Source organism: Euzebya pacifica (assembly GCF_003344865.1).
GTDB classification, from domain to species: Bacteria; Actinomycetota; Nitriliruptoria; order Euzebyales; family Euzebyaceae; genus Euzebya; species Euzebya pacifica.
The window spans coordinates 1,018,030-1,043,201 of record NZ_CP031165.1 but is presented as its reverse complement, the minus strand read 5'-3'; the positions used below and the strand labels follow the sequence as shown (position 1 = coordinate 1,043,201).

General features: G+C 70.1%; 18 protein-coding genes. 12 read left to right on the top strand and 6 right to left on the bottom strand.

All coding sequences use genetic code 11. From position 1 onward, the window contains the following. Positions 1 to 51 precede the first annotated feature (51 nt). The 6 genes from DVS28_RS04255 to DVS28_RS04230 all read left to right on the top strand — a co-directional run bounded on the left by DVS28_RS04255 (position 52) and on the right by DVS28_RS04230 (position 7,805). On the top strand, positions 52 to 1,896 hold the full coding sequence (locus DVS28_RS04255) for a sensor histidine kinase (protein ID WP_114590357.1): 1,845 nt from the start codon (positions 52 to 54) through the stop codon (positions 1,894 to 1,896). Next, positions 1,893 to 3,728 carry a diguanylate cyclase domain-containing protein gene (locus DVS28_RS04250; RefSeq protein ID WP_114590356.1) on the top strand — a complete coding sequence of 612 codons (1,836 nt, stop codon included), beginning with the start codon at positions 1,893 to 1,895 and terminating at the stop codon, positions 3,726 to 3,728. Before DVS28_RS04255 ends, DVS28_RS04250 begins: the two co-directional genes overlap by 4 nt. A gap of 79 nt (positions 3,729 to 3,807) precedes the next feature. Beyond that, positions 3,808 to 6,375 carry a sensor histidine kinase gene (locus DVS28_RS04245; protein WP_114590355.1) on the top strand — a complete coding sequence of 856 codons (2,568 nt, stop codon included), beginning with the start codon at positions 3,808 to 3,810 and terminating at the stop codon, positions 6,373 to 6,375. Then, entirely contained in the window at positions 6,372 to 6,782 is a 411-nt protein-coding gene (locus tag DVS28_RS04240; protein WP_114590354.1) for a roadblock/LC7 domain-containing protein, read from the top strand. Before DVS28_RS04245 ends, DVS28_RS04240 begins: the two co-directional genes overlap by 4 nt. A 13-nt stretch (positions 6,783 to 6,795) precedes the next feature. Next, positions 6,796 to 7,143: a DUF742 domain-containing protein gene (locus tag DVS28_RS04235; protein ID WP_114590353.1), complete on the top strand. Its 348-nt coding sequence runs from the start codon at positions 6,796 to 6,798 to the stop codon at positions 7,141 to 7,143. Positions 7,144 to 7,214: 71 nt separating this feature from the next. Further along, a complete protein-coding gene (locus DVS28_RS04230) occupies positions 7,215 to 7,805 on the top strand; it encodes an ATP/GTP-binding protein (RefSeq protein WP_114593977.1) in 591 nt (196 codons plus the stop codon). Positions 7,806 to 8,390: 585 nt separating this feature from the next. On the opposite strand, the gene DVS28_RS04225 is transcribed toward DVS28_RS04230, so the two are convergent. Genes DVS28_RS04225 through DVS28_RS04215 form a run of 3 tightly spaced genes read right to left on the bottom strand, consistent with a single transcriptional unit; the run spans position 8,391 to position 11,916 of the window. Beyond that, on the bottom strand, positions 8,391 to 9,131 hold the full coding sequence (locus tag DVS28_RS04225) for a succinate dehydrogenase/fumarate reductase iron-sulfur subunit (RefSeq protein WP_114590352.1): 741 nt from the start codon (positions 9,129 to 9,131) through the stop codon (positions 8,391 to 8,393). A gap of 11 nt (positions 9,132 to 9,142) precedes the next feature. Next, positions 9,143 to 11,065, bottom strand: coding sequence for a fumarate reductase/succinate dehydrogenase flavoprotein subunit (locus DVS28_RS04220; RefSeq protein WP_114590351.1), 1,923 nt, complete (start codon positions 11,063 to 11,065; stop codon positions 9,143 to 9,145). A gap of 44 nt (positions 11,066 to 11,109) precedes the next feature. Next, the gene (locus DVS28_RS04215) at positions 11,110 to 11,916 is read right to left on the bottom strand and encodes a succinate dehydrogenase cytochrome b subunit (protein ID WP_114590350.1); all 807 of its coding nucleotides are present in this window, start codon (positions 11,914 to 11,916) and stop codon (positions 11,110 to 11,112) included. Between the two features lie 218 nt (positions 11,917 to 12,134). Between DVS28_RS04215 and DVS28_RS04210 the strand changes: the two genes are divergently transcribed. Further along, positions 12,135 to 12,713 (top strand): YceI family protein, encoded by a 579-nt coding sequence (locus DVS28_RS04210; protein WP_114590349.1) that lies wholly within the window; start codon positions 12,135 to 12,137, stop codon positions 12,711 to 12,713. On the opposite strand, the gene orn is transcribed toward DVS28_RS04210, so the two are convergent. From orn to trpS, 3 genes are all read right to left on the bottom strand, one after another. After that, positions 12,710 to 13,270, bottom strand: a complete 561-nt coding sequence (gene orn, locus DVS28_RS04205; protein ID WP_216826382.1) for an oligoribonuclease — start codon at positions 13,268 to 13,270, stop codon at positions 12,710 to 12,712. The two genes, DVS28_RS04210 and orn, sit on opposite strands and share 4 nt — an antisense overlap. 90 nt (positions 13,271 to 13,360) lie before the next feature. Further along, on the bottom strand, positions 13,361 to 15,148 hold the full coding sequence (locus DVS28_RS04200) for an ABC-F family ATP-binding cassette domain-containing protein (RefSeq protein ID WP_114590347.1): 1,788 nt from the start codon (positions 15,146 to 15,148) through the stop codon (positions 13,361 to 13,363). Next, the gene (gene trpS, locus DVS28_RS04195; RefSeq protein WP_114590346.1) at positions 15,148 to 16,158 is read right to left on the bottom strand and encodes a tryptophan--tRNA ligase; all 1,011 of its coding nucleotides are present in this window, start codon (positions 16,156 to 16,158) and stop codon (positions 15,148 to 15,150) included. Before trpS ends, DVS28_RS04200 begins: the two co-directional genes overlap by 1 nt. Positions 16,159 to 16,224: 66 nt before the next feature. On the opposite strand from trpS, the gene DVS28_RS04190 reads away from it, so the two are divergent. From DVS28_RS04190 to DVS28_RS04170, 5 genes are all read left to right on the top strand, one after another. Then, on the top strand, positions 16,225 to 16,992 hold the full coding sequence (locus tag DVS28_RS04190; protein ID WP_114590345.1) for an ABC transporter permease: 768 nt from the start codon (positions 16,225 to 16,227) through the stop codon (positions 16,990 to 16,992). Positions 16,993 to 17,104: 112 nt separating this feature from the next. Continuing rightward, on the top strand, positions 17,105 to 18,589 hold the full coding sequence (locus DVS28_RS04185; RefSeq protein WP_114590344.1) for a S8 family serine peptidase: 1,485 nt from the start codon (positions 17,105 to 17,107) through the stop codon (positions 18,587 to 18,589). After that, positions 18,475 to 21,024 (top strand): putative bifunctional diguanylate cyclase/phosphodiesterase, encoded by a 2,550-nt coding sequence (locus DVS28_RS04180; protein WP_114590343.1) that lies wholly within the window; start codon positions 18,475 to 18,477, stop codon positions 21,022 to 21,024. Before DVS28_RS04185 ends, DVS28_RS04180 begins: the two co-directional genes overlap by 115 nt. A 164-nt stretch (positions 21,025 to 21,188) precedes the next feature. Beyond that, the gene (locus DVS28_RS04175) at positions 21,189 to 22,676 is read left to right on the top strand and encodes a S8 family serine peptidase (protein WP_164709913.1); all 1,488 of its coding nucleotides are present in this window, start codon (positions 21,189 to 21,191) and stop codon (positions 22,674 to 22,676) included. A 3-nt stretch (positions 22,677 to 22,679) separates the two neighbouring features. Beyond that, positions 22,680 to 25,148: a putative bifunctional diguanylate cyclase/phosphodiesterase gene (locus tag DVS28_RS04170; RefSeq protein ID WP_114590341.1), complete on the top strand. Its 2,469-nt coding sequence runs from the start codon at positions 22,680 to 22,682 to the stop codon at positions 25,146 to 25,148. The last annotated feature ends 24 nt before the right edge of the window (positions 25,149 to 25,172 follow it).

Here is a 25,172-nt window from a genome sequence, read left to right as displayed (position 1 = left end):
GGCGGGCCTGCCGCTCAGGTTCGGCCGCCACGGGCCGAGTGGACCCTCGACATGCCCCACGTCCTCCAGCGAGCGGTCTTCCAACGAGCGGCCACCCTTGCCGTGGTGCTCGGCCTGCTCCTGACCGGTCTCGTGACCGTGGGCCTGGCCACCTCGATGGGACGCGACCACGCCGACCAGGTCGACCGGGCCACCGACGCCCTGCTCGCGGCGCTCCACGCCGACCTCCATGCCCTCGAGTCGTCGCTGATCGCCATGCGCGACACCGCCACGACACAGGCGCTGGCCCATCCAGCCGACCACGCGGTGGCGCACCCGGTCCTCCACGACTGGCCCATCCACACCCGCGAGCTGACCACGACCCTCGAGAACGGGTTCGCCCAGGGCACCATCCCACTCGCGCGGGCCGTGGCCCTCTTCCGGCACGTCGACCGACGAGCCCTCGCCGCCTACGAGAACGCCATCAGCGACCGCGACGGCGTGGATGTGACGGTCCACCCCACCCCGACGGATCGTGCCTATGTCGTCGAACGCGTCGTCCCCTCGGAACCCAACAGCAGCGCCCTCGGGTTCGACCTCGCCAGCGAACCCCGCCGGCTGCTCGGGATCGAGGGCGCGAGGGACACCGGCCTGATCACCGTCAGCGCGGCGGTGGAGCTCGTCGTGCCCGACGACCCCGCCGCCGTCATCCTGTTCGTCCCGACCTATCGCACCGGCGACATCCCCCCGACGGTCGACGCACGGCGTGAGGAGTTCGTGGGGGGACTGCTGGCCGCGGTGGAGCCTGCCGCGCTCATCGAGCGGGGCCCAGCCGACGCCCTCGGCCTGGACGTCCAGGTCTGGGACCTCGGCCCCGGCGCCGGCGGATCGATCGAGCCGACGCTCCTCGTCGGGGATCCGTCCACGGCCACGATCTCCTCCGCCCGGCTGGAGGTGGCCGGACGCACGTGGGAGGTGCGCACCGCACCGACGCCCGCCTTCGCCCGGACCAACCGGTGGCCGGTGGTCGCCCTCGGCGTTGCCGGGCTGCTGCTGACCATCGTCATCGCGGTCCTCGGGCACGTGCTCCGGACCCGTGAGGCCTCCGCGCAGGTGCAGGTCGAGGTTCGCACCGCTGACCTGCGGCGCAGCCAGGCCGAGCTCGAGGCAGCCAACGAGGAGCTGCGGCGCACCGACCAGTCACGAACCGAGTTCCTGGTCACGGTGTCCCACGAGCTGCGCACGCCGCTGACCTCGATCCGGGGGTTCGCCTCGTTGCTGGAGCATCACAGCCACGAGCTGAGCGAGGAGGACCGCAAGGACTTCGTCGGCCAGCTCGCACGGGGCGCGGAGTCGATGTCGGACCTGCTGCAGGAGGTGCTGGAGTTCGCCCGACTGGAGCACGAACAGCCTCCGCCGGTCACGATGGACCTCGACCTCGAACGCCTGCTCGACGACGTCATCGAGCGCTTGCCGTTCGCGAACCGGATCGACGTCACGATCGATGGATCGGCCCCCACAGCCAGCGGCGACCCGGTGGCCGTCCGCCGAGCCCTGCACAACGTGCTGGACAACGCCGCCAGCTACTCCCCCGAGGACGCCCCGGTCCATGTCCGCGTCCGTCCGGCCGCGGGGCCGGACATGATCGAGATCGTGGTGGACGACCACGGGCCCGGGGTGGCACCCGACGACCGCGAACGGGTGTTCCAGCGATTCCATCGCGGCCACGATGCCCAGGCAGGCACCGTTGCGGGCACTGGCATCGGACTGACGCTTGCTCGCGCCCAGCTCGAACGCATGGAGGGACGAATACACCTCGAGGACGCCCCGGGCGGCGGAGCCCGCGTGGTCATCGGCCTGCCCTGTGCTCAGGTCCGCGCCGCGCGTGTCGATGAGATGGCACCGCTCTCACCATGACCCCCCTCCCTCGTCCCCGCGCTGCAGCAGCCTTCCTCCTGGTCGCCGCGGGCACCGGTGCGCTCCAGGCGCTGGCGTTGGCCCCGGTTGCCGCTGGGAGTCCCACGTGGTCCCCGGTCGGAGCCGTGGCGTTCCTCGCCGTGCTGCATCGTCGGCCCGCCTTCCTGCTCGCCGCGCTTGCCGGTGTGGCAGCCGTCGTCCCACTCCTGGACTCCAGCCGACTCGTCGCGGCGATCGGGTCGCTGGCCCTCTCTGCGGGTTTGGCAGGCCTGTGGCGGCGTCGCGAGCGTTCGGCCACCCCGCAGCTCGACCTCGCCGTGCTCGTCGTGCTGTCCACCGTGATCGCGGCCACTGCCCAGTCCCTGGTCGTCGCCGCAGCACTCGCCATCTGCCTCATCCAGGTCGTGGCGCAGCGGCTGGCACAACAACGAGACCGGGCAGCGAAGGCCGAGGCGACCCACAGGACCATCCTCGACTCGTTGGCCGAGGCGTTGGTCGTGCTCGACGGGGCAGGCCGCGTCCTCCGGATCAACCCGGCCGCGTGTCACTTGTTCGCGATCGATGCCGAGGCGACGCTGGGTCGGGCCGACAGCCTCGAGGGCTTCGCCTTCACCGATCGCCACGGCCGGCCCATCACGACCGAGGACCTTCCGGGCAGGCGTGCCCTCGAGGGCTGCCCCGTCGATGACCTGCTGCTGTGCATGGAACGCCCCGACGGCACCTTCCGCTGGGTCAACACCTCCACGCGACTGCTGCCCGGCAGCCAGGCCCCGGAGGACCCGGCCGTGGTCATCACCGTCACCGACGTCACCGAGCGGCACGAGGCCGAGGTGGCCTCCCGCGCCGAGACCACACAGCTGCGACACCGGGCGCTGCACGACGGCCTGACCGGTCTGCCCAACCGCACCATGCTGATGGACCGCCTCGCCGAGGCCCACCAGACGGCGGTGCGACGCGGGGCCGGGACCGGCCTGATCGTCGTGGACCTCGACGGCTTCAAGGGCGTCAACGACCGCCTCGGCCACGCCGTGGGCGACGAGGTGCTCGTGCAGGTGGCGCTTCGCCTGCGGTCGACCCTGCGCTCCTCCGACACCGCGGCTCGTCTCGGCGGCGACGAGTTCGTCGTCCTCTGCGAGGACCTGCACCCGGGCATGGCCGACCTCGAGGTCACCCACATCGCCCAACGACTGCAGGAGCTGCTCAACCAGGTCTACGTGACCACTGGCGGTCCAGCCGAGATCGGTGCCAGCGTCGGCTGGGCGATCGCCGCGCCGGGCGAGGCGCTCGACCTCGACCTGGTCGTGAAGGCCGACGAAGCCATGCTGGCCGACAAGCGAGAGCGCAAGGGCGTCCCGGAGGAGCAGCGACCAGAGGTGCTGGACCGCAGCGTCGTCGTCCCCAGCGACGCCGAGTCGCTGACCGTGTACATCGTCGACGACGACCCCGCGATGCGGCTGCTCGCCGGCCGGATCCTCGAGTCCAGCGGTACCGACCTGATCGTGATCGGCGAAGCCGCCGAGGGCGAGACGGCCATCGCCGAGATCGGTGAGCTCGGCCCCGACCTCGTGCTCTGCGACGTCATGATGCCCGAGGTGTCGGGGCCCGACGTGGTGGTCGCCGTGCGACGCCAGCTGCCCGATCAACGGTTCATCTTCTGGTCCGCCACATCCGCGCCGGAGCTCGAACGGTACGAAGCCGAGCTGCAGGTTCCGTTCGTGCTGAAGGACCGCATCGAGGAGCTGCCGGCCGCGCTGCTGGCGGCCGCAGGCCGCGGGCCCGCCGGCGCACAGCGCATCACCCACCGGCACGAGGCGACCGTTCCCTCAAGGTGACCGGCCCTTCGACCGAAGAAGTGGGGAAAGGGACACCTCCCCACGTCCGACGTCGCCACTGAACGGAAGAACCACACACATGCGCAGCAGCATCCGCCTTCGGTTGATGACCCTGATGCTCGTGCCGGCCGTGGCCCTGCTGGCCCTCTCCGGCATCCAGCTGCGGGCCAGCACCGAGGTGCTGGCCCAGACCCAGCAGTTCGCCTCGCTGGTGGACCTCGCGGACGCGCAGTACTCGCTCGTCCACGACCTGCAGATCGAGCGCACGAGGACCCTGGAAGCCTTCCACATCGGCGACGACGGTGGCATGGACATGTCCGGCGAGGACCTGCAGGCCGCACGGTCCACGACCGACACCAGCCTGGCCCGGCTGCACGAGCTGGCCTCCCCCGAGCTGACGGACGGGCTGTCCGGCCCGGTCGCCGACGCTCTCCAGCGGGCACTCGACGCCGCCGACGACCTCGTTGTCCGTCGTGGTGACATCGACGCCGGGAGCATGCTCGACGCCCAGGTCCAGCAGGCCTACGACGTGCCCGTCGGCGCGCTGCTCGGCATCGACGACATCCTGATCCCCGAGGTGACCAACCCGGTCATCCACACCCGGCTGCTCGCCAGCGCTGCGTACGCCCGTCTGAAGGCCACCGCCCTCGACCGTGGTGACACCATCCTGCTGGCCGTGGCCGGCAGCATCGACTCGGGCACCGCCGGTCGGCGGGTGTCCGCGCAGGCCAACCAGCAGGCACTGTGGCTGGACTCCCTCCGCCGGCTCGCCACCGACGACGAGGTCGCGCTGCTCGAGCAGACCGCCGACATCGATCCGTCCAGCGAGGTCTCGCGCGTTGCCGGCGGACTCCAGGCCGGGAACCTCGGCGCCATCGACGAGATCGCCGCGGACAACCGGGACACCGCACGCACCCTGCGCACCGTCGAGCAGCAGATGGCGGCGACCAGCCTGTCCGCGGCCGACGACCTCCAGACCGAGGCGACACGCACCACCTTCGTCATCGGCGGGCTCGTCGTGCTCGCCCTCCTCTTCGGCGCCTACCTCGTGTACGCCCTCAGCCGCAGCGTGGTTCGCCCGCTGAACCGACTGACGACCCTGGCCAGCCGCATCGCCACCGCCCTGCCGAGCACGGTGGAGGCGGTCGGGCGTGGCGAGGAGGTGGACACCAGCGTCCTCGACGATGCCGTCAGCACCGAGCTCCTGAACCGACGCGACGAGCTGGGCGACCTCGCCCGGGCCCTGGGTGCCGCCACCGACCAGGCCACCACGGTGGCCCTGGAGCAGGCACGGACCCGCCACGGCGTGGCCCAGACCATCTCCGACGTGGCTCGACGCGAGCAGTCGCTGGTGGAGCGGCAGCTGTCGCTGCTGGAGAGCATGGAGGACCGTGAGGAGGACGCCGAGCAGCTCTCGCAGCTGTTCCGCCTGGACCACCTCGCCACCCGCATGCGTCGCAACGCCGAGAACCTGCTGCTGCTGTCGACCGGCCAGCTGCCCGGGTCCGGGGACGCGTCCCACCAGCCGCTCGTGGACGTGATCCGTACCGCAGCAGCCGAGACCGAGCAGTACGCGCGCGTCGATGTTCGCGTCGGCATTCCGGTCGACGTCAAGGGCTACGCCGCGACCCCGCTGTCGCACCTGCTCGCCGAGCTGGTCGAGAACGCCACGAACTTCTCCCCGCCCAACACTCGCGTGACGGTCACCACGGCTCGTGAGGCGAGCGGCGTCACCGTCACCGTCACCGACCGCGGCCTCGGGATGGACGCCCAGGACCTGGAGGAGGCCAAGGCACGCCTGATGGCCCCACCGCTGCTGGAAGCTGCGGAGTCCCGCCGGCTGGGCCTCTACGTCGTTGGCCTGCTGGCCCAGCGCCTGGGCGTCGCCATCGACATCCGTCCCGGCGAACCGGCCGGCCTGCACGTGCTCGTGTGGCTTCCGGACAGCCTCTTCGTCACCCCGCCGCAGGCCCGCACCGGTCCGGCCGGCCTGGCCTCGGTCGTGGCCCAGCAAGCCGAGCCAGCCACCCCCACCGGTCCTGTGCAGCCCGCCGCACTGCTGTCGGCCACGCCGCCGGTGGAACGGGCCCCCGAGCCGGCACCGGCTGCGGGACCAGCGCGCTTCGCCGAGGACGCCGCACCAGACGCCCTCTCGGTGATGCAGCGGCTGCTCGACGCCAGCCCGTCCACGCCACCGCCCCTGCCCCCCGACGTGCAGCCCGTCGCCAGCACGCTGCCCACGCGTGCCCCCCTCCTGCCCCAGCGGCAGCCGTCGGGCGACGAACCGGCCAGCGGCATCAGCCTGGCCCGGGCCAGCAACGGCAGGACCGTCGACTTCGACCCCGCCGCCGTGGCCGACCTGATCAGCGGCTTCGACTCCGACTTCGCCTCGGGTCCTCCCCCGGCGCCGACCCCCGAGGTCACGACCGACCGACTGCCCGTCGCCACGTCCCAGCCCGGGTTCCAGCCCCAGGCACCGGGTCCGGCCGGGTTCCCACCAGCGCCTTCGGCACCACCAGCGCCTGCGGCACCAGCAGCGCCCGTCGACGACACCCCGGCAGCCGCCGACCCCACTCCCCCCACCACCCCCTTCGGAGGTACCTCGTCGTGGTCAACACCGTTCCCTCAGCGGGACAGCGCCAAGTGAACGCCGGAACCGACCTCAACTGGCTCCTCAGCGGATTCAGCAGCCGCACGCCCGGCGTGATCGAGTCGGTCGTCGTCAGCATCGATGGCCTGCTCATCGCCGCCTCCGAAGGCCTCGACCGTGCCACCGCCGACCGCGTGGCCGCCGTTGCATCCTCGCTGGCATCGATCACCCGTGGCGCGTCCCGCGTGTTCGACGCCGGCACCCTCAAGCAGGTCATGGTGGCCTACGACAACGGCTACATCGTCCTCACGTCGCTGCGTGACGGTGCGGTCCTGGCCGTGCTCGCCACCGCCGGCAGCGACATCGGACTCATCGGTCACGAGATGCGCACGCTGGGCGATCAGGTGGGCACCGCGCTCAGCCCCCAGCTGATCGAGGACCTTCGCGCGCAGCTTCCAAGGTGAGGGTGATCAAGACGTGACCGGAGCACGCCGACTTCGTCCCTACGCCCTCGTCGGCGGCAGGACGCATGCCGAGGCCAACCTGTCCATGGAGTCCATGGTCGTCGCCAGCGGTGTCCAGCCCGGCGACGACATCGGCCCCGAGCAGCTCGAGCTGCTGGAGCAGTGCCGGACGCCGCAGTCCCTGGTTGACCTCAGCGCCGGCCTCGACGTTCCCCTCGGGGTCATCCGGGTGCTGCTCGGCGACCTGCTCGCATACGGCCTGATCACCCACTCCGGCGCCGTGGAGGCCCCGGCCGCCGTCCCCGCCCACCGTGACATCACCCTCCTCGGTGAACTGCTCGACGGAATCGAGGCCCTGTAACCATGACCGCCACGTACTCCTCCCAGAGCCCCTCCCACAACCAGAGCTCTTCCCACAACGAGGCCAACTCGATGCACACCTCGCCACCACGCCCCGTGCGTCGCGGCCCGACGTCGGTCAAGATCGTGATCGCCGGAGGCTTCGGCGTCGGCAAGACGACCATGGTCACCGCCGTCACCGAGATCACCCCGTTCACCACGGAGGTCCCGATGACCGAGGCCAGCCTCGGCGTCGACGACACCTCCATCGTCGGTGAGCGCAAGACCCACACGACCGTGGCCATGGACTTCGGCCGCATCTCGCTGGGCAACGACCTGTACCTGTACCTGTTCGGTACCCCCGGGCAGGACCGGTTCAGCTTCATGTGGGACGACCTGACCCAGGGTGCCGTCGGCGCCATCGTGCTGGTCGACACCCGCCGCCTGGAGGAGTGCTTCCCGGCGATCAACTACTTCGAGCAGCGCGGCGTGCCGTTCGTCGTCGCGATCAACTGCTTCGACGGCCAGGTCCTGCACTCCCCCGAGGCCGTCCGCGACGCCCTCCAGGTCGGCGAGGACACGCCCGTCATGCTGACCGACGCCCGCGACAAGGCCCAGGTCAAGGTCGCGATGGCCTCCGTCGTCCGCCACGCCATGGCCCGCGCAAGGGCAACGCTGGGCTAACTGGTGGTTGTGGTGTTGGTTGGTCCTCGCTGCGCCGTTGTTTGTTGGTCCTCGCTTCGCTCGTCGGGTCCTTTCACACTGCCTCGCTGCGCTCGGACGGTCCTCGGGCTCTGACCCGACGATCCGCTCCGCCGATTCTCGCCTCTCGCAAGCTCGTGGCTGTGAGTCTTGCTCACGGATCGCCGGCGCCCTGCGGCGGTCAGTGCCCGGTCCGGCTGCGGTGGTCCAGGTGGCGTGTGCGTTGAGCTGCTCCGAGGGTGGTCGACCGCACCCGGGGTGAGGGTTCGTGCGACATGGCGACCTTCCTCCGGCGTGTATGTCACACACCGGCTGAGGGTGTGCGACATGGGCAGCCTGAGGCGACGCCGAACGCGCACACCGGTCGTGTGCGGCGCCTGCCGAGGTGCCTACGCACCGCCGCAGGGCGCCGACGAAACGCGAGCGAGGCTCGGAGCGCCCGATGCGAAGCGAGGGCCGAGAATCGAGGGAGCGATTCGTCGGGTCAGAGCCCGAGGACCCGACGAGCGAAGCGAGGACCAACCAACAACGGCGGAGCGAGGACCAACCAACAACCCCGCCACCATTTCAGCCGCTGAACTTGGCCTTCAGGTAGTCCTTGTTCATCTGGGCGATGTAGTCCAGCGAGATGTCCTTGGGGCACGACACCGAGCACTCGCCGATGTTGGTGCAGGAACCGAAGAACGCCTCCATGGTCTCGACCATGTTGAGGGTGCGGTCGGTCTTCTCGGCCTGGCCCTGGGGCAGCATGTTCAGCTGGCTCATCTTGGCTGACGTGAACAGCTGGGCCGCACCGTTGGGGCACGCGGCGACACAGGCGCCGCAGCCGATGCAGGCCGCCGCGTCGAAGGCGTCGTCGGCGATGTCCTTTGGGACCGGGGTCAGGTTGGCGTCCGACGCCGAGCCGGTCGGCACGGTGATGTACCCGCCCGCCTCGATGATCCGGTCGAAGGCCGAGCGGTTGACCGCGAGGTCCTTGATGACGGGGAAGCCCGACGCGCGCCACGGCTCGACGGTGATGGTGTCACCGTCGGTGTACTGGCGCATGTGCAGCTGGCAGGTGGCTGTCGACCGCTGGGGCCCGTGGGCCTGCCCGTCGATCATCAGGCCACACGACCCACAGATGCCCTCGCGGCAGTCGTGGTCGAAGTGGACGGGCTCCTTGCCGTCGTTGACCAGCTGTTCGTTGAGCTGGTCGAGCATCTCCAGGAAGGAGCTGTCCTCGCTGACCTCGTTGAGCTGGTAGGTCTCGAACGATCCGGCCGCGTCGGGGGACGGCTGCCGCCAGACCTTCAGGGTGAGCTTCATCAGGTGATCGCCTACTTGTACGAGCGGGTGGTCGGGGTGACGTTCTCGAAGACGAGCTCTTCCTTGTGGAGGTTGGCGTTCCCGGTGTCGCCGGTGAACTCCCACGCGCCGACGAACTGGAAGTTCTCGTCGTCGCGCTTGGCCTCGCCTTCCTCGGTCTGGTGCTCCTCGCGGAAGTGGCCGCCGCAGGACTCCTCGCGCATCAGCGCGTCCTGGCACATCAGCTCACCGAGCTCGAAGAAGTCCGCGACGCGGTTGACCTTCTCGATCGACATGTTCATGGTGTCGGCGCTGCCGAGCACCCGCACGTCGGTCTCGAACTCCTCGCGGAGGGCCTTGATCTCGCTCAGCGCCTTCTGCAGGCCGTTGGCGTTGCGGGCCATGCCGCACTCGTCCCACATGATCTTGCCGAGCTCGCGGTGGAAGTAGTCGACGGTCCGCGTGCCCTTGACCGACAGGTACTTGTTGATCCCGTCGGTGACCTCGGCCTCGGCCTGCTTGAAGACCGGGTCGTCGGTCGGCACGACCTTCTCCCCAAGCTTCGGGGCCAGGTAGTTGCCGATCGTGTACGGCAGCACGAAGTAACCGTCGGACAGGCCCTGCATCAGGGCCGAGGCCCCGAGGCGGTTGGCGCCGTGGTCGGAGAAGTTGGCCTCACCCGCGGCGAACAGGCCGGGCACGGTGGTCTGCAGCTCGTAGTCCACCCACAGCCCACCCATGGTGTAGTGGGGGGCCGGGAAGATGCGCATCGGACGCTGGTAGGGGTTCTCGCCCGTGATCCGCTCGTACATCTCGAACAGGTTCCCGTAGCGGGCCGCGATGGTGTCCTCGCCGAGGCGGTTGATCGCGTCGGAGAAGTCCAGGTACACGCCGTTCTTGAGCGGGCCGATGCCGAGCTCGGCGTCGACGACCGCCTTGGCGTTGCGGGACGCGACGTCGCGCGGGACCAGGTTGCCGAAGGAGGGGTACTTGCGCTCCAGGTAGTAGTCCCGGTCCGACTCGGCGATGTCCGCCGCCGGCTTGCCCGTGTCGTCGATGTTCTTGGGCACCCAGATGCGGCCGTCGTTGCGCAGCGACTCGCTCATCAGCGTGAGCTTGGACTGGTGCTCGTCGCTGGAGGGGATGCAGGTCGGGTGGATCTGGGTGTAGCAGGGGTTGGCGAAGAACGCGCCCTTGCGGTGTGCCCGCCACGCGGCGGTGACATTGGACGCCATCGCGTTGGTCGACAGGTAGTAGACGTTGGAGTAGCCACCGGTCGCCAGCACCACGGCGTGCGCGGAGTGGGAGGCGATCTCGCCGGTCAGGAGGTCACGGGTGACGATGCCACAGGCCTGGCCGTCCTTGACGACGACGTCGAGCATCTCCGAGCGGATGTGCATGTCGACGGTGCCGAGGCTGATCTGGCGTGCCAGCGCCTGGTAGGCCCCGAGGAGCAGCTGCTGGCCGGTCTGGCCGCGGGCGTAGAACGTCCGGCTGACCTGGGCGCCACCGAAGGAGCGGTTGTCCAGCAGGCCGCCGTACTCACGGGCGAACGGCACGCCCTGGGCGACCGCCTGGTCGATGATGTTGTTGGAGACCTCCGCGAGGCGGTAGGTGTTCTCCTCGCGACCGCGGTAGTCGCCGCCCTTGATGGTGTCGTAGAACAGGCGATAGACCGAGTCGCCGTCGCCGTGGTAGTTCTTCGCGGCGTTGATGCCACCCTGCGCGGCGATGGAGTGGGCGCGGCGGGGCGAGTCGTGGAACGTGAAGCACTTCACGTTGTAGCCGAGCTCACCGAAGGTGGCCGCGGCGGCGCCACCGGCGAGGCCGGTGCCGACCACGATGATCTCGTACTTCCGCTTGTTGGCGGGGTTGACGAGCTTCATGTCGAACTTGTGGTTGGTCCACTTGTCCGCAAGCGGGCCGTCGGGGACCCTGGAGTCGAGCACGGTCATGTCGTTCCTCTCGGTTTCTTCTCGTCAGCCGTTCGTGCGCCGGACTACTCGGCGGAGAACTCCTCGGCGATGGCTTCGCACTCCTCGCCGCAGTCGATCACGCCGAACATCGTCCCGAGCGGGTAGGTCAGGTTGATGCTCGTGACCACCACGGCCAGCCCGATGGCCAGGTAGCGACGCCAGGGGTTGAAGCGCTTGCTGGACCATCCCATGGTCTGGAACAGCGACCAGGTGCCGTGGAAGATGTGCATGCCGAGGGCCAGGACCGCGACCAGGTAGAAGATCGCCACGGGGATGCGGGACAGGCTGGCAACGAGGTTGTTGGTGATCGCGCCGCGGACGTAGTCCGGGTTCGCCAGGCCCCACGTCAGGTCGGCGAGGTGGAAGAGGATGAAGGCCAGCACGATCGTGCCGGTGTAGATCATCGTGCGGGAGGCGTAGTCGGCGGCGATGTACTCCCGCGGTGCCTGGTAGGCAACGGGACGCTTCTTGCGGTTCATCAGCGTCAGCGAGTACGCGGCGTGCACGTGGCCGACCAGCGCGCCCAGCAGGCCCAGGCGGCCGAGCCACAGCAGGAACGTCCGCGGGACCAAGGGCTCACCGAGGTCGCGCAAGCCCTCGCCGTACTCGGTGAACTTCTCCGCGCCCTCGAACACGTGCAGGTTGCCGACGGCGTGCATGACGATGAACCCGAGGCCGATGATGCCCGTCAGCGCCATGACGTACTTCTTGCCCATGGCCGTGCCGTAGAAGTCACGGACCCACATCTTCGGGCGTTGGCGGTGCGGAACCGGCGCCTTCTCGAGGGGCTTGATCGCGCCGTCGTCGCTGCGCGGAGTCATCGTGCTCATCGGTCCTGCTCCCAAGTGCGGAGATCGTCACCGACCATCGGAACCCTTGGCCGGGAGGGGTGTGTACAGCTAGGCGGGAGCGTATCAGCGGGGGCCCCCGAAACAGGATTCCACCGATATCACCGACATCGGGGTTGCTAGTTCAACGTTCAACTGTTACGTTTCCAACTATCACTCGCCGACGGGCCACCGGGCCCTCGACCACACAGGAGCGCAACATGTCCACCACCACCACCACCGACGCCCTCGACCGCACCGTCGCGGGCCAGCCCTTCCCCGCTGCTGGCGTCTACACCATCGACGGGTCCCACAGCTCCGTCGAAGCGGTCGCCCGCCACCTCGTCGTCACCAAGGTCCGCGGCCACTTCAACGAGTTCGAGGGCACCATCACCGTCGGCGAGACCCCCGAGGACTCCGCGGTGCAGGTGACCATCAAGGCCGACTCCATCGAGACCAAGGACGGCAAGCGCGACGAGCACCTCCGCAGCCCCGACTTCCTCGACGTGGAGAACTTCCCCGAGCTGACGTTCCGCAGCACCAGCGTCGACAAGGGCTGGGTCGTCACCGGCGACCTGACCATCCGGGGCGTCACCCGCGAGGTCACCCTGGACACCGACTACATGGGCACGTTCAAGAACCCGTGGGGCCAGACCGTCGCCGCGTTCTCGGCGAAGACCACCCTCGACCGCGAGGACTTCGACATGACCTGGAACGCCCCGCTCGAGGCCGGCGGCGTCCTGGTGTCCAAGGAGCTCAAGATCGAGCTGGAGATCCAGGCGCCCCTGCAGGAGGGCTAACCCTCCTGGACGAACATCTCGCGTCGATAGTGGGCGAGCTCCTTGATGGACTCCCTGATGTCGGCGAGGGCTCGGTGGCCCCCGTCCTTGGCGGGGGCCGCTTCCACGATCTCGGGGTGCCAGCGGCGGGCCAGCTCCTTCAGCGTGGACACGTCGACGTTGCGGTAGTGCAGGTGCCCCTCGAGGGAGGGCATGTACTTCTTCAGGAAGGCTCGGTCGGCATGCACGGAGTTGCCGGCCAGCGGGGCGCTGCTCGAGGCGGGCACGTAGTGCTTGATGAAGCGCAGGACCTCCTGCTCGGCCTCGGGGACGGTCAGCTCGCTGGCCCGGATCTCCGCGGTCAACCCCGAGCGCTTGTGCATCTCCTTCACCCGGGGATGCATGCGCGCGAGGGTGTCGTCGTCGGTGTGCAGGACGAGGTCGGGGCCCTCGTGGACCTGCTCGAGCTGCCCGTCGGTGACGATGACGGCGATCTCGACGATGACCTCGCGTTCGGGGTCGAGGCCGGTCATCTCCAGGTCGACCCACACCAGGGGCCAGCTCAACGGTTCACTCACGTCCACACCTTTGTTCACGAGCTTGCCTCGCTTCGCAAGCTAGCCCAGACTCGCCACTCCTCCGTCGGGCCGAGTCTGCCCCCCGGCCTGTCACGAGCTTGCCTCGCTTCGCTCCGCAAGCTCCAGCCACCGCATCTCGGCCTCGTCGAGGCGGGTCATGACGGCGGTCAGCTCCTCGGAGAGGACCTGGGCCTTCTCGTAGTCGTCGGCGGCGTCGGCGAGCAGCAGGTGCAGCTCGTCGCGGCGCTTCTCCAGGCGGGGGATCTCCACGCCGAGCTGGCCGAACTCGCGCTTGTCGTTGTAGGTCAGCTTGCCGGGCTTGTTCCCTCCAGCAGACCCGCTGGAGTCACCCGACCGCGCCTCGCGCTGTGCGGCCTCGTGGGCTGCCCGCTGGGCCTTCAGCGCAGCCGCCTCGGCCTTCTGTGCCTCGCGGTAGGCCGTCCAGCCGCCCGGTTGGTGGCGCAGCGTCCCGTCGGGGCGGATCGCGTACAGGTCGTCGCACACCCGGTCCAGGAAGTACCGATCGTGGCTGGCGACCAACATGGCGCCGGGCCAGCTGTCGAGGTATCCCTCCAGCACGGTGAGGGTGTCGAGGTCCAGGTCGTTGGTCGGCTCGTCGAGGATCAGCAGGTTGGGGGCGTCGGCCAGCACGCGCAGCAGCTCGAGCCGGCGCCGTTCCCCACCCGACAGCTCCTCGACGTAGGCCCGCTGGGCCGGCTTGGAGAACAGGAACCGCTCCAGCAGGTCACCGGCGCTCACGACCAGGCCGTCGACGGTGGATGCCTCCTCGGCGACCTCCTTGACCGCATCGATCACGCGGGTACGGGGCGGCATCGGCGTGGGGTCCTGCCCGTACCAGCCGATGTGGACGGTCTCCCCGATGCGCACCGACCCCTCGTCGGGTTCCATCCGGCCCGCCAGCATGGCCAGCAGCGTGGACTTGCCCGAGCCGTTGGGGCCAACGAACCCCCAGCGGGCGTTCGGCGGAACCTTCAGCTCGACGTCGCGCAGGACGGTGCGGTCCTCGAAGGACTTGCCGGCGTTGTGGGCGTTGGTGACCTTCGAGCCGAGCCGACGGGACGGCAGGTCGATGGACATCTCGCGTTCCTCGACCTTGATCGCGGCCGCGGCGACGAGGTCGGTGGCCTTGTCGACGCGGTGCTTGGCCTTGGAGGTCCGCGCCTTGGGACCGCGACGCAGCCACTCCAGCTCGACACGGGCCAGGTTGGAGCGCTTGCGGGCCTCCGCCTGCTCCTGCTCCTGTCGGGCTGCCCGCGCCTCGAGGTAGTCGGCGTAGGACCCGTGATGCGTGAACACCTCGCCCTCGGCGACCTCGATGATGCGGGTGGCGAGCCGACCCAGCAGGTACCGGTCGTGGGTGACGAACAGCAGGCTGCCGGACCGGGCGGTCAGCAACCCCTCGAGCCACTCGATCACGTCGGGGTCGAGGTGGTTGGTGGGCTCGTCGAGGATCAGCAGGTCGGGGTCGTCGGCCAGGACCTCGGCAAGGGCCACGCGGCGACGCTGGCCCCCGCTCAGGGTGCCGACGGGCTGGGTGACGCCACCGAGGCCAAGACGGTCGAGGTAGGCCTCGGCCTCGCGGGTGCCGCCGGCCGCCTCGACGGGGGTGAGGTCGGGCGTCAGGACGGGCTGCTGGTCGAGGTAGCGCACACGGAGGCCGCCGCGGTGCACGACGCGCCCGGAGTCGGCCGGTTCGACCTTCGCGATGATCTTCAGCAGCGTGGACTTGCCCGAGCCGTTGATCCCGATGACCCCGCAACGATCACCGTCGTCGATGCCCACGTTGATGCCGTCCAGCGGCCGCTTCTCGGCGTAGGACTTGGTGACCGCCTCGAGGCTGACGATGTTGGTTGCCATCAGGCGGGCGGCAGGAAGCCGACCCGGTCACGGACGGTGTCCATGGTGGTCTCGGCGATGTTGCGGGCGCGATCGGCGCCGATGGCCAGCAGGCGGTCCAGCTCCGCAGGGTCCTTGGAGAGCTCGGCGTGGCGTTCACGGGCGGGGCGGAGGAACTCGTTGACGCCCTCGGCCACGGCCTTCTTGAAGTCACCGTACATCTTGCCCTCGAAGTCGGCCTCGAGGTCGGGGATCTCGCGTCCGGTCACCGCCGACAGCAGGTCGAGCAGGTTCGTGACGCCGGGCTTGTCCTCCCCGGCCCGCACCTCCGACCCGGAGTCGGTGACGGCCCGCATGACCTTCTTTGCCGTCTTCTTCTCGGTCTCGTCCAGCATGATCGTGCCGGCGTCGGACTCCGCGGACTTCGACATCTTGTTCGCGGGCTGCTGCAGGTCCATCACCCGGGCACCGGCCCTGGGCATGGTCGCCTTGGGGAGGGTGAACGTGTCACCGAACCGGCCGTTGAAGCGCTGGGCGACGTCTCGGGTCAGCTCGATGTGCTGGCGCTGGTCCTCGCCCACCGGTACCTCGTCGGCCTGGTACAGGAGGATGTCGGCCGCCTGCAGCACGGGGTAGGTGAACAGCCCGGCGCTGACCGACTCCTTGCCGGCCGACTTCTCCTTGAACTGCACCATCCGGTTGAGCTCGCCCATCTGGGTGCTGCAGGACAGGACCCAGGCGAGCTCGCTGTGCTCACGGACGTGGGACTGCACGAACAGGGTCGCGACCTCGGGGTCGAGGCCCGCCGCGAGGATCCACGCCGCAAGGTCACGCGTCTTGGTCCGCAGGTGCTCGGGATCCTTGGGGATCGTGATGGCGTGCAGGTCGACGATGCAGAAGACGTGCCCGTCCTCCTGGTCGGCCGCCCAACGGCTGATGGCCCCGATCCAGTTGCCGAGGTGGACATCGCCGGTGGGCTGGATTCCCGAGAACACGCGGGGCACGGTCTGGCTCCTTGCTCGATGTGACATGGATCGCAGCGGTCGTGCTGCGGCCGCCGATGGTATGGGGTCGTTCGCGGGTAGGCTGCCGCGGCGGTGGAAGGAGACGTCGGCCCCTGGGGTGTCGTGGCCTCGTTGGTCCTGGTGGCCGTGGCGGCCGCCGCCTCGTGGCGCTTCCGCTTGGGGCTGGTCCGCCCGCTGGTGGAATCCGCCGTGCTCGCCTGTGTGCAGCTGCTGGTCGTCGGGGCGGCGCTGCTGCTGGTGATCCGGCCGGAACAGCCCCTGTGGTGGTCGTGGCTGTGGGTGGTCGCCATGATCGGCTACGCCGCGTGGACGGTCCGCCAGCGGGTGCCGACGGCCCCGGCGGTGCTGTCGGCGGCGCTGGTGTCCTTCGGTGTGACCGCCCTCGTCGCGCTGGCCGTGCTGTTCGGCCTGCAGGTGTTCCCGGTGGAGGGCCGGACAGTGGTGCCGCTGGCCGGCATGGCAGTCGGCAACTCCATGACAGCCGCGGTGGTCGCGGCGCGCATGCTGGTCGAGCGGTTCACCGACCAGCGCGGACAGGTGGAGGCGTCGCTGGCGCTCGGCATGTCGCCGTCGCAGGCCGTGCTGCCGCTAGTCCGCGTGGTCCTTCGCGAAGCACTGTCGCCCCAGATCGAACGGACGCGAACGGTGGGGTTGGTCTTCCTGCCGGGGGCGATGGTCGGCCTGATCCTGGCCGGGGTCGACCCGCTGGACGCGGTGCTGGTCCAGGTCGTCGTCATGTACCTGGTGCTGGGCGCCGTTGCGGCCAGCGCCACCACGATCACCATCGTCCTGTCGCGCCGACTCTTCACCGCTGACTGGCGACCGCGTGTGCTTTCCTGACCACTGGGGGTAGTCACATCGGATCACGAGGAATGGCCCTAACTGGTGATGTCGGGGTGAGATGTGCGTACGTACGCTCAGGACGCCCCCTCCCCGACCCGATCGGCATCCCATGAGCCGTCTGCGCATCCTCGTCGTCTCCGTCGTCACCGTCGCCATGCTCGCGACGTCGATCGGACCAGCTGCAGCGATCGGCCTGGGGATCAGCATCTCGCTGCCCGGGGTCGACCTGGCGGTGGACCTGGAGGGGCTCGACATCTCCCTCGGCCTCGACCTCTCCGCGGAGGAGCTGGCCTGGGGCGGCGGCGGCCCGACGGCAACCATGGCCCACGTGGCCGAGGCGATCGGCGCAGACGACCTCCACACCGACGGCATCACCGGAGCGGGCGTCGGCATCGCCATCATCGACACCGGCGTCGCCGACGTGGCCGGCCTGGAAGACACCCTCCGCGGCCCGGACCTGTCGCTCGACGCACCGGTCGAGGGTCACTACGGCGTCGACGACTACGGCCACGGCACCCACCTCGCCGGCCTGATCGCATCGGACCGTCCCGACGCCCGCGGCATCGCCCCCGACGCCTCGCTGCTGTCGCTCAAGGTCGGGGCCGGCAACGGGGCGGTCGATGTCTCGCAGACGGTCGCCGCCATCGACTGGGTCGTGCAGCACCGTGACGAGCACGACATCCGCGTCCTGGTCCTGGCCTACGGCACCGACGGGACCCAGGACCCGCAGCTGGACCCCCTGTCGCACGCCGTCGAGGTCGCCTGGGACCACGGTATCGCCGTCGTGGTGGCCGTCGGCAACCACGGCGAGTCCAGCGACCCGGTGGTCAACCCGGCCACGAACCCCAACGTGATCGCCGTCGGCGCGGTCGACACCCGGGCCACGACGACGACGCTGGACGACCGCGTGCCGGCGTTCTCGGCCCCCGGTACGGCCGAGCGACGCCCCGACGTGTTCGCCCCCGGGGTGGGCATCGAGTCCCTCGGTGCACCCGGCGGCTACCTCGACCAGACCTACCCAGCCGCACGGCGTGATGGCCAGCTCTTCCGCGGCAACGGCAGCTCCCAGGCCGCGGCGATCGTCGGCGGAGCCGCCGCGCTGTTGCTGCAGGCCCGCCCGGACCTGTCCCCCGACGACGTCAAGGCGGTGCTGGCCCGCAGCGCCACCCGTCTGGACAACATGCTGACCGGCCAGGGCGTGATCGACCTGCCCCGCGCCGTGGCCACCCCCGCGGTGCTGACCGGGCAGGACCACCCGGCATCGACCGGGACCGGGTCCCTGGAGGCGGCCCGTGGCAGCACCCACCTCGGAGAGGCCGACGACCTGCTGGCCGGTGAGGTCGACGTGTTCGGCCAGCCGTTCGACAGCAGCGCATGGGCACAGGCGGCAGCTGCGGGCACCAGCTGGCAGGACGGCGTCTGGAACGGCACGCGCTGGGCGGGCACCGACTGGGCTGACGGCCACCTCGTCGCCGTCCCGTGGGACGGGTCCACCTGGAACGGCTGGTCGTGGCACGGCTGGTCGTGGCATGGGTGGAGCTGGCACGGGTGGAGCTGGCACGGCTGGTCGTGGCACGCCCAGGGCTGGGAATGAGCATGACGGCAGGTGCCGGCCGCGCGACCACCCCGCGGGCCGCCCAACGCATCTGGCTGGGCTGCGCCCCCGTGGCCGCGCCCCTGCTGGCCGCGACGGCGCTGTGGGGGCCACGGTCTGCATCGTGGACCCAGCTGTGGCAGGCCGCCGCGCTCGCTGCCGTGGTGGCGGTCTGCGAACGGTGGGTCTCCATCACCGTTCGCACCGGGACGCAGAGCCACTCCCTGACGCTCAGCGAGGCTCCGCTGCTGATCGGCCTGTTCCTGCTGCCCGTCCCCCTCCTCGTGGGTGCCCGCATCGCCGGCATGGTCGTGGCCAACCAGGTCCTGCGACGCCAGGAGGGCTACAAGACGGCCCTCAACGTCACGCAGACCTGGACCGAGACGCTGATCGCCGCCGGCCTCACCGCCGTGGTGACCGGGCTCGCCCTCGGGGTTCACGTCGAGCTCCTGGTCGCTGCCGCGGTCGTCGGCCTCGTCGTCAACATCGTCGGCGTGGTGTTCATGACCGTGGCGGTCTCCAGCACTGCGGGCCACCTGGTCCTCGGGCCGGCACGGCGTGCGGTCTGGACCGGCCTCGTCCCCGCGATCACGTCGGCGCTCGTGGGCGCCGCCGCGGTGGCGCTGTGGGCCGTGTCGCCCGTGCTCGTCCTCGCCCCGGCCATGCTGTCGGTGGTGCTGACCGTGGCCTACCGTTCGTGGTTGGAGCTGGTGGAGGCCAACGCCTCGCACGCCCGCCTGCTGACCTTCACCAAGGCGGTGGCGGCAGCAGGCGACCTCGACGCCACGATCGACACCATCGTGCAGGAGACGCGCACGCTGCTGTCCCCACGCCATGTCGCGGTCCGGCTGCCGACGTCCAGCGACGAGTCCGCTGCATGGGTCGGGGTGGACGCGGCCACCGCGGCCGAGCTGGACCTGCTGCTCGAGCACGAAGGCAACGACGGGGCGACAGTGCCCCCGGCAGACGAAGAAACGCTCTTCGTGCCGCTCGACACCGGCTGGATCGCGGTGTCGCTGGAGCGCGACAGCATCCGTCCCCACGACCGCCGCACCGTCGGCATGCTCGCCACGCACGCCACCGTCGTGGTGCAGAACATCCGGTCCGCGGACTCGCTGCGGGACCAAGCAGCGGAGGCGCGGCACCGCGCCAACCACGATGCCCTGACCGGCCTTCCCAACCGCCAGTCGTTGTTGACCGCGATCGTCGAGGCGGACCTGCGCGGCCGTGCCTTCGGTGTGCTGCTGCTGGACCTCAACGACTTCAAGAAGGTCAACGACGCGCTGGGGCACCACGCCGGCGACCAGGTCCTGACCGAGCTCACCCGCCGGGTCGCCCCCATCGCCGAGGACGTGCGCGTGTTCGCACGACTCGGTGGTGACGAGTTCGCGGCCGTGGTCGAGGGCGATGTCAGCCGATGCACCCTCGTCGCCGAACGGCTGCACCTGCTGATCGGTCGGACCACCAGCGTCGACGGCTACGACGTCGCCACGAGCGCCAGCATCGGGGTTGCCCTGGCCCCCGAGCACGGATCGGACCCGTCGACGCTGCTCAAGCACGCGGAGCTTGCGATGTACGGCGCGAAGCAGCGGGGCTGCGGGACGCATGTGTACGGCATCGAGTCCGGCGGACGGGCGCTGCGGGACCTCAAGGTCAGCAGCGGCTTCCGCATGGCGCTGGACCGAGGCGAGATCGACGTCGTGTTCCAGCCGATCATCGACCTCGAGAGCGGGCGGGTCGCCGCCGTCGAGGCCCTGACCCGCTGGAGCCACCCGGAGCTCGGGGTCATCCGGCCCGACGAGTTCATCGCCGCTGCCGAGCAGAACGGCATGGTGACCGACCTGACCCGCCATGTCCTCCACGCCTCGCTGCAGTGGCAACGGCTGTGGGCCGCCGCGGGTATCGACCTGCAGGTCGCGGTCAACATCAGCGCCCGCTCCCTGGTCGACGACCAGCTGGCCGACATGGTCTGCAGCGCCCTGTCCCGCCACCGCGTGCCAGCCAACCGCCTGACCCTGGAGCTCACCGAGTCCAGCGTCGTCAGCGACCCGAGCATCACCATCGCGACTCTCCGCCGGTTGCGGGCCCTCGGCGTGCGGCTCGCCGTCGACGACTTCGGCACCGGGTACTCCAGCCTGGCCTACCTGCGGGAGCTGCCCGTCGACGAGGTGAAGATCGACAAGTCCTTCGTGATCCCGCTGGTCGAGGAGCTGCACACGCCCCCGCTGCTGTCGGGGATCATCAACCTCTGCCGCGAGATGGGCTTCGAGCTCGTTGGCGAGGGCATCGAGAACGCGACGGTGCAGCGCAAGCTGACCGACATGGGCTGCTCCCGTGGGCAGGGCTTCCACATCGCCCGGCCGATGGACGGCGCGGACCTGCTGGACTGGCAGGCGCGCTGGCGAGACGACCGGCATCTCAGCATCGTCCTGTGAAGCGCCACCACACACCGATACGTATGGTCACGCTACGTAGTTCCTGACGCCGTCGACCCCTCCAGCAGCCCGGTGTGACCATGGACCGTAGTCGCCACGGGCCATTTCCGGTCCGCGGCGCGAACGGCCCTCCAGCCCCTCCTCGCGGATGCCGATCAGTAGGCATGCCCAAAATCACGCTCAGTCACAAGCTCGCGACGTTGCTCCTGCCGGCCGTGCTGCTGCTGGGCACGACACCCGTCGCGGCGGAGGCTCCGCGGCACACGAGCCGGTCCGCGCTGCCGCTGGACCTCGGGGGACTCCTCGGCGACACGCTCGCCCTGCTGGACATCACGGCGGAGTCCGTTTCGTGGGAGCAGGAGGGCACCAACGCCGAGCTGCACCACGTCGGTACGGCGGTCGGTGCCGATAACCTCCACCGACGTGGCCTCACCGGCGCGGGCATCGGGGTCGCCCTCATCGACACCGGCGTCGCCGACGTCCGCGGCCTCGAGGACGTGGTGCGCGGACCGGACCTGTCGCTGGACTCACAGTTCGAGGAGGCCTGGGCCCGCGACCTCTACGGCCACGGCACCCATCTGGCGGGCATCCTCGCCTCGGACCGTCCCGACGTCCCCGGGCTGGCATCGGACGCCACCCTCGTGTCGGTGAAGGTCGGCGCCACCAACGGCGCCGTGGACGTGTCCCAGACCATCGCCGCGATCGACTGGGTCGTCCAGCACCGCCACGAGCACAACATCCGTGTGCTGGCGCTCGCCTACGGCACCGACGGGACGCAGGACCCGATCCACGATCCCCTGTCCCACGCCATCGAGGTGGCCTGGCGCCACGGGATCGTGGTCGTCGTTGCAGCTGGCAACCACGGCGCCGTACGGGACGGCGTGGTCAACCCTGCCCTCAACCCCTACGTCATCGCCGTCGGCGCCGTCGACACGCAGGGCACGAGCGCGCGGCTGGACGACGAGGTCCCGGAGTTCTCACCGACCGGCACCCGCCAGCGACGCCCCGATGTCTTCGCACCCGGAGTCGGCATCGTCTCCCTGCAGGCGCCCGGCGGATACCTGGACACCGCCTACCCGCAGGCGAGGCAGCCGGACGGACGGTTCCGCGGCAACGGTACGTCCCAGGCCACCATGGTCGTGGCCAGCGCTGCCGCCCTGTTGCTCCAGGATCGTCCCGAGCTGTCACCCGACGACGTGAAGCAGCTCCTCGTGCGCAGCTCGCAGGGCGTGTCGAGCCTGCTCAGCAGCACGAACATGATCGACGTCGAGGCTGCCCGCAGCCTTCGGCCACGGCGAGCCACCCAGCAGTTCCCGCACAGCCGCGGAGACGGGTCGTTGGAGCTGGCCCGTGGATCCATGCACATCGGGGTCGACGGCGCCTGGCTGGACGGGGAACGGGACATCCACGGACGCCCGTTCGACTCCGCCCGATGGGCCGCCGCGGCGGAAGCCGGGACGTCCTGGAGCAACGGTCGATGGAACGGATCCCGCTGGACGTCGTCGGGTCGGATCGACCACGCCTGGCCCGGCCAGACCTGGCAGGGCCGCTCGTGGAGCGGCTGGTCCTGGAACGGGTGGTCGTGGAACGGCTGGTCCTGGAACGGGTGGTCCTGGAACGGCTGGTCGTGGAACGCCGCTGAGTGGCGCTAGGGCATGACCGCGACCCCACACGTGCTGACCCCGATCGTCGATCGGCCGGAACAGCGCGTCTGGATCGCCTCGGCCCTGGCCGCGGTGCTGCTCGCCCTGCCGATCAGCCAGATGCCGCTTCCCCCCGTGGGCGTGACCGAGATGCTGCTCGGACTGTGCCTGGCAGCCACCGTCGCCGCCAGCGAACGCTGGGCCAGCACGACCGTCCGCATCGGTGAGCAGACCCACAACCTGACCCTGGGAGAGGTTCCGCTCGTGGTCGGACTGATGCTCGTCTCACCGGGGGTCCTGCTGCTCGCCCGCATCACCGGCGCGTTCGTCGGGTTGAAGGTCTTCCGTCGACAGGCCGGCCACAAGACCGCGTTCAACATCGTCCACCTCACCGCCGAGACCCTTGTCGCGATCGGCCTGGCGGCCGCGGTCGCGCCGGACGGGCTCCACGACGGGTTGCGCCTCACGATCCTCGGCACCAGCGTGGCCGTCGCCGTCGCGACCGGTGGCGGACTGGCGATGGCGGCGGTGATGCGCATCACCGCCGGCCGACCCCCGCCCGGCACGTTGGTGGTCTCCACCGTGCGGGAGGGGCTCTTCGCGTCCTTGGTGGCGAGTGGTGCAGCGGTCATGGGACTGGCGTTGTGGGGCGTCTCGCCGCTGCTGCTGTGGGGGCCGCTCGCGGTCACCACGGCGATCGTGGCGGCCCACCGCTCGGGGCTCGGACTGGTGCAGGCCAACGCCATCCAGGGCGGCCTGCTGACCTTCACGCGCAGTGTCACCGGCGAGGAGGACGTCACCGCCACGGCGACCCATCTCGTCGAGGCGACTCGGTCGCTGCTGTCCGCCGAGCTCGTCGCGATCCGGCTGGACGGTCTCGACGACGGCCACGACCCGAGCTGGATCGGCGTCGGGTCGGCGGAGGCGAGCAAGCTCGACCACGACCTCGCGCTGGACGGCCGACACGACGAGGCCGGCTGCTGTGTCGGCTCGGCCCGCGAGACCGTGTTCGCCGCCCTTCCGACGGGCTGGCTTGCGGTGGGCATGGACCGGGCGTCCATCCGGCCCCACGACCGCAGCGCCGTCCACATGGTCGGCAACCACGCCGCGGTCGTGCTCGCCAACGCCGAACGCGGGACGAAGCTTCGTCGACAGGCGGCGGAGGCCCACCACCAGGCACGGCACGACTCCCTCACGGGCCTGCCCAACAGGTTGGCCCTGCGATCGGCCATCCAGACGGCGATCGAGGCGGATCAGCCCTTCGGTGTCCTCCTGGTGGACCTCAACGACTTCAAGCAGATCAACGACGCGCTCGGCCACGCAGCCGGCGACGAGGTGCTCACCGAGCTGGCCAAGCGGCTCGGTCCGGTCACCGAGGGCGCCCGCCTGCTGTCCCGACTCGGGGGTGACGAGTTCGCGGTCGTGGCCACGGGCGACCAAGCGGCCTGCGTGGCGCTCGGGCAGCAGCTCAACGGCGAGATCGGGCGCGAGGTGCACATCAGCTCCTACGACCTCCTGGTCGGCAGCAGCGTCGGCCTGGCCCTGTACCCCGACCACGGCACCGACGTCGGCGAGCTGCTCAAGAACGCCGACCTCGCGATGTACGAGGCCAAGGCGCTCGGCGGAGGCGTCGCCGTCTTCGGCACGGACTCCAGCGGACGGGCGATGCGCCAGCTGGAGATCAGCAGCGCCTTCCGCCACGCGCTGCAGGAACAGCAGCTGACGGTCGTGTTCCAGCCGATCATCGACGTGGCGACGTCCGCCGTGACCGGCGTGGAGGCCCTCACCCGGTGGACCCACCCGGAGCTGGGCGCGGTGAGCCCCGACGAGTTCATCGCGGTGGCCGAGCAGACGGGCCTGATCACGGAGCTCACCCACTTCGTGCTCGACACGACCCTGCAGTGGCAACGCCTGTGGGCGGCCGCGGGACTGGACCTCCAGGTCGCCGTGAACCTCAGCCCACGATCGTTGCTCGACGCCGCACTTCCCCGGCTGGTCCAGCGCCATCTGGCCACCCACGGCCTGCCGGCGAACCGGCTGACGCTGGAGCTGACCGAGAACAGCGTGATCACCGACCCGACCCGGACCCTCGCTGCGCTGGATCGTCTCTCCGGCCTCGGCGTCCGGCTGTCGGTCGACGACTTCGGGACGGGGTACTCGTCGCTGTCGTACCTGCGCAACCTGCCCATCGACTGCGTCAAGATCGACAAGTCGTTCGTGCTGCCGATGGACGGGGACCCTCGGGCGCGGGGGCTCGTGGCAGGCATCATCGGCCTGTGCGATCGACTCGGCTTCAGCGTGGTCGCCGAGGGCATCGAGACCCAGGACGTCCTCGATGCCCTGCAGGACATGGGCTGCGCCTCCGGTCAGGGGTACTTCATCTCCCGACCACTCGACGGCGCCGGAATCCTCGACTGGGTGCGGGGGCGGTCCCCCACCGAGGCTCGAGACTCACTTTGCGTAGAGGCAAATAACTCTTAGTGACTACGTGTTCGTGGTCCGAAC

Coding starts and splice junctions, on each gene's coding strand:
- DVS28_RS04255 (WP_114590357.1), top strand. CDS start 52: ATGCCCCACGTCCTCCAGCGAGCGGTCTTCCAACGAGCGGCCACCCTT.
- DVS28_RS04170 (WP_114590341.1), top strand. CDS start 22,680: ATGACCGCGACCCCACACGTGCTGACCCCGATCGTCGATCGGCCGGAA.
- DVS28_RS04215 (WP_114590350.1), bottom strand. CDS start 11,916: ATGAGCACGATGACTCCGCGCAGCGACGACGGCGCGATCAAGCCCCTC.
- DVS28_RS04185 (WP_114590344.1), top strand. CDS start 17,105: ATGAGCCGTCTGCGCATCCTCGTCGTCTCCGTCGTCACCGTCGCCATG.
- DVS28_RS04210 (WP_114590349.1), top strand. CDS start 12,135: ATGTCCACCACCACCACCACCGACGCCCTCGACCGCACCGTCGCGGGC.
- DVS28_RS04230 (WP_114593977.1), top strand. CDS start 7,215: ATGCACACCTCGCCACCACGCCCCGTGCGTCGCGGCCCGACGTCGGTC.
- DVS28_RS04245 (WP_114590355.1), top strand. CDS start 3,808: ATGCGCAGCAGCATCCGCCTTCGGTTGATGACCCTGATGCTCGTGCCG.
- DVS28_RS04250 (WP_114590356.1), top strand. CDS start 1,893: ATGACCCCCCTCCCTCGTCCCCGCGCTGCAGCAGCCTTCCTCCTGGTC.
- DVS28_RS04175 (WP_164709913.1), top strand. CDS start 21,189: ATGCCCAAAATCACGCTCAGTCACAAGCTCGCGACGTTGCTCCTGCCG.
- DVS28_RS04225 (WP_114590352.1), bottom strand. CDS start 9,131: ATGAAGCTCACCCTGAAGGTCTGGCGGCAGCCGTCCCCCGACGCGGCC.
- DVS28_RS04200 (WP_114590347.1), bottom strand. CDS start 15,148: ATGGCAACCAACATCGTCAGCCTCGAGGCGGTCACCAAGTCCTACGCC.
- trpS (WP_114590346.1), bottom strand. CDS start 16,158: ATGTCACATCGAGCAAGGAGCCAGACCGTGCCCCGCGTGTTCTCGGGA.
- DVS28_RS04220 (WP_114590351.1), bottom strand. CDS start 11,065: ATGACCGTGCTCGACTCCAGGGTCCCCGACGGCCCGCTTGCGGACAAG.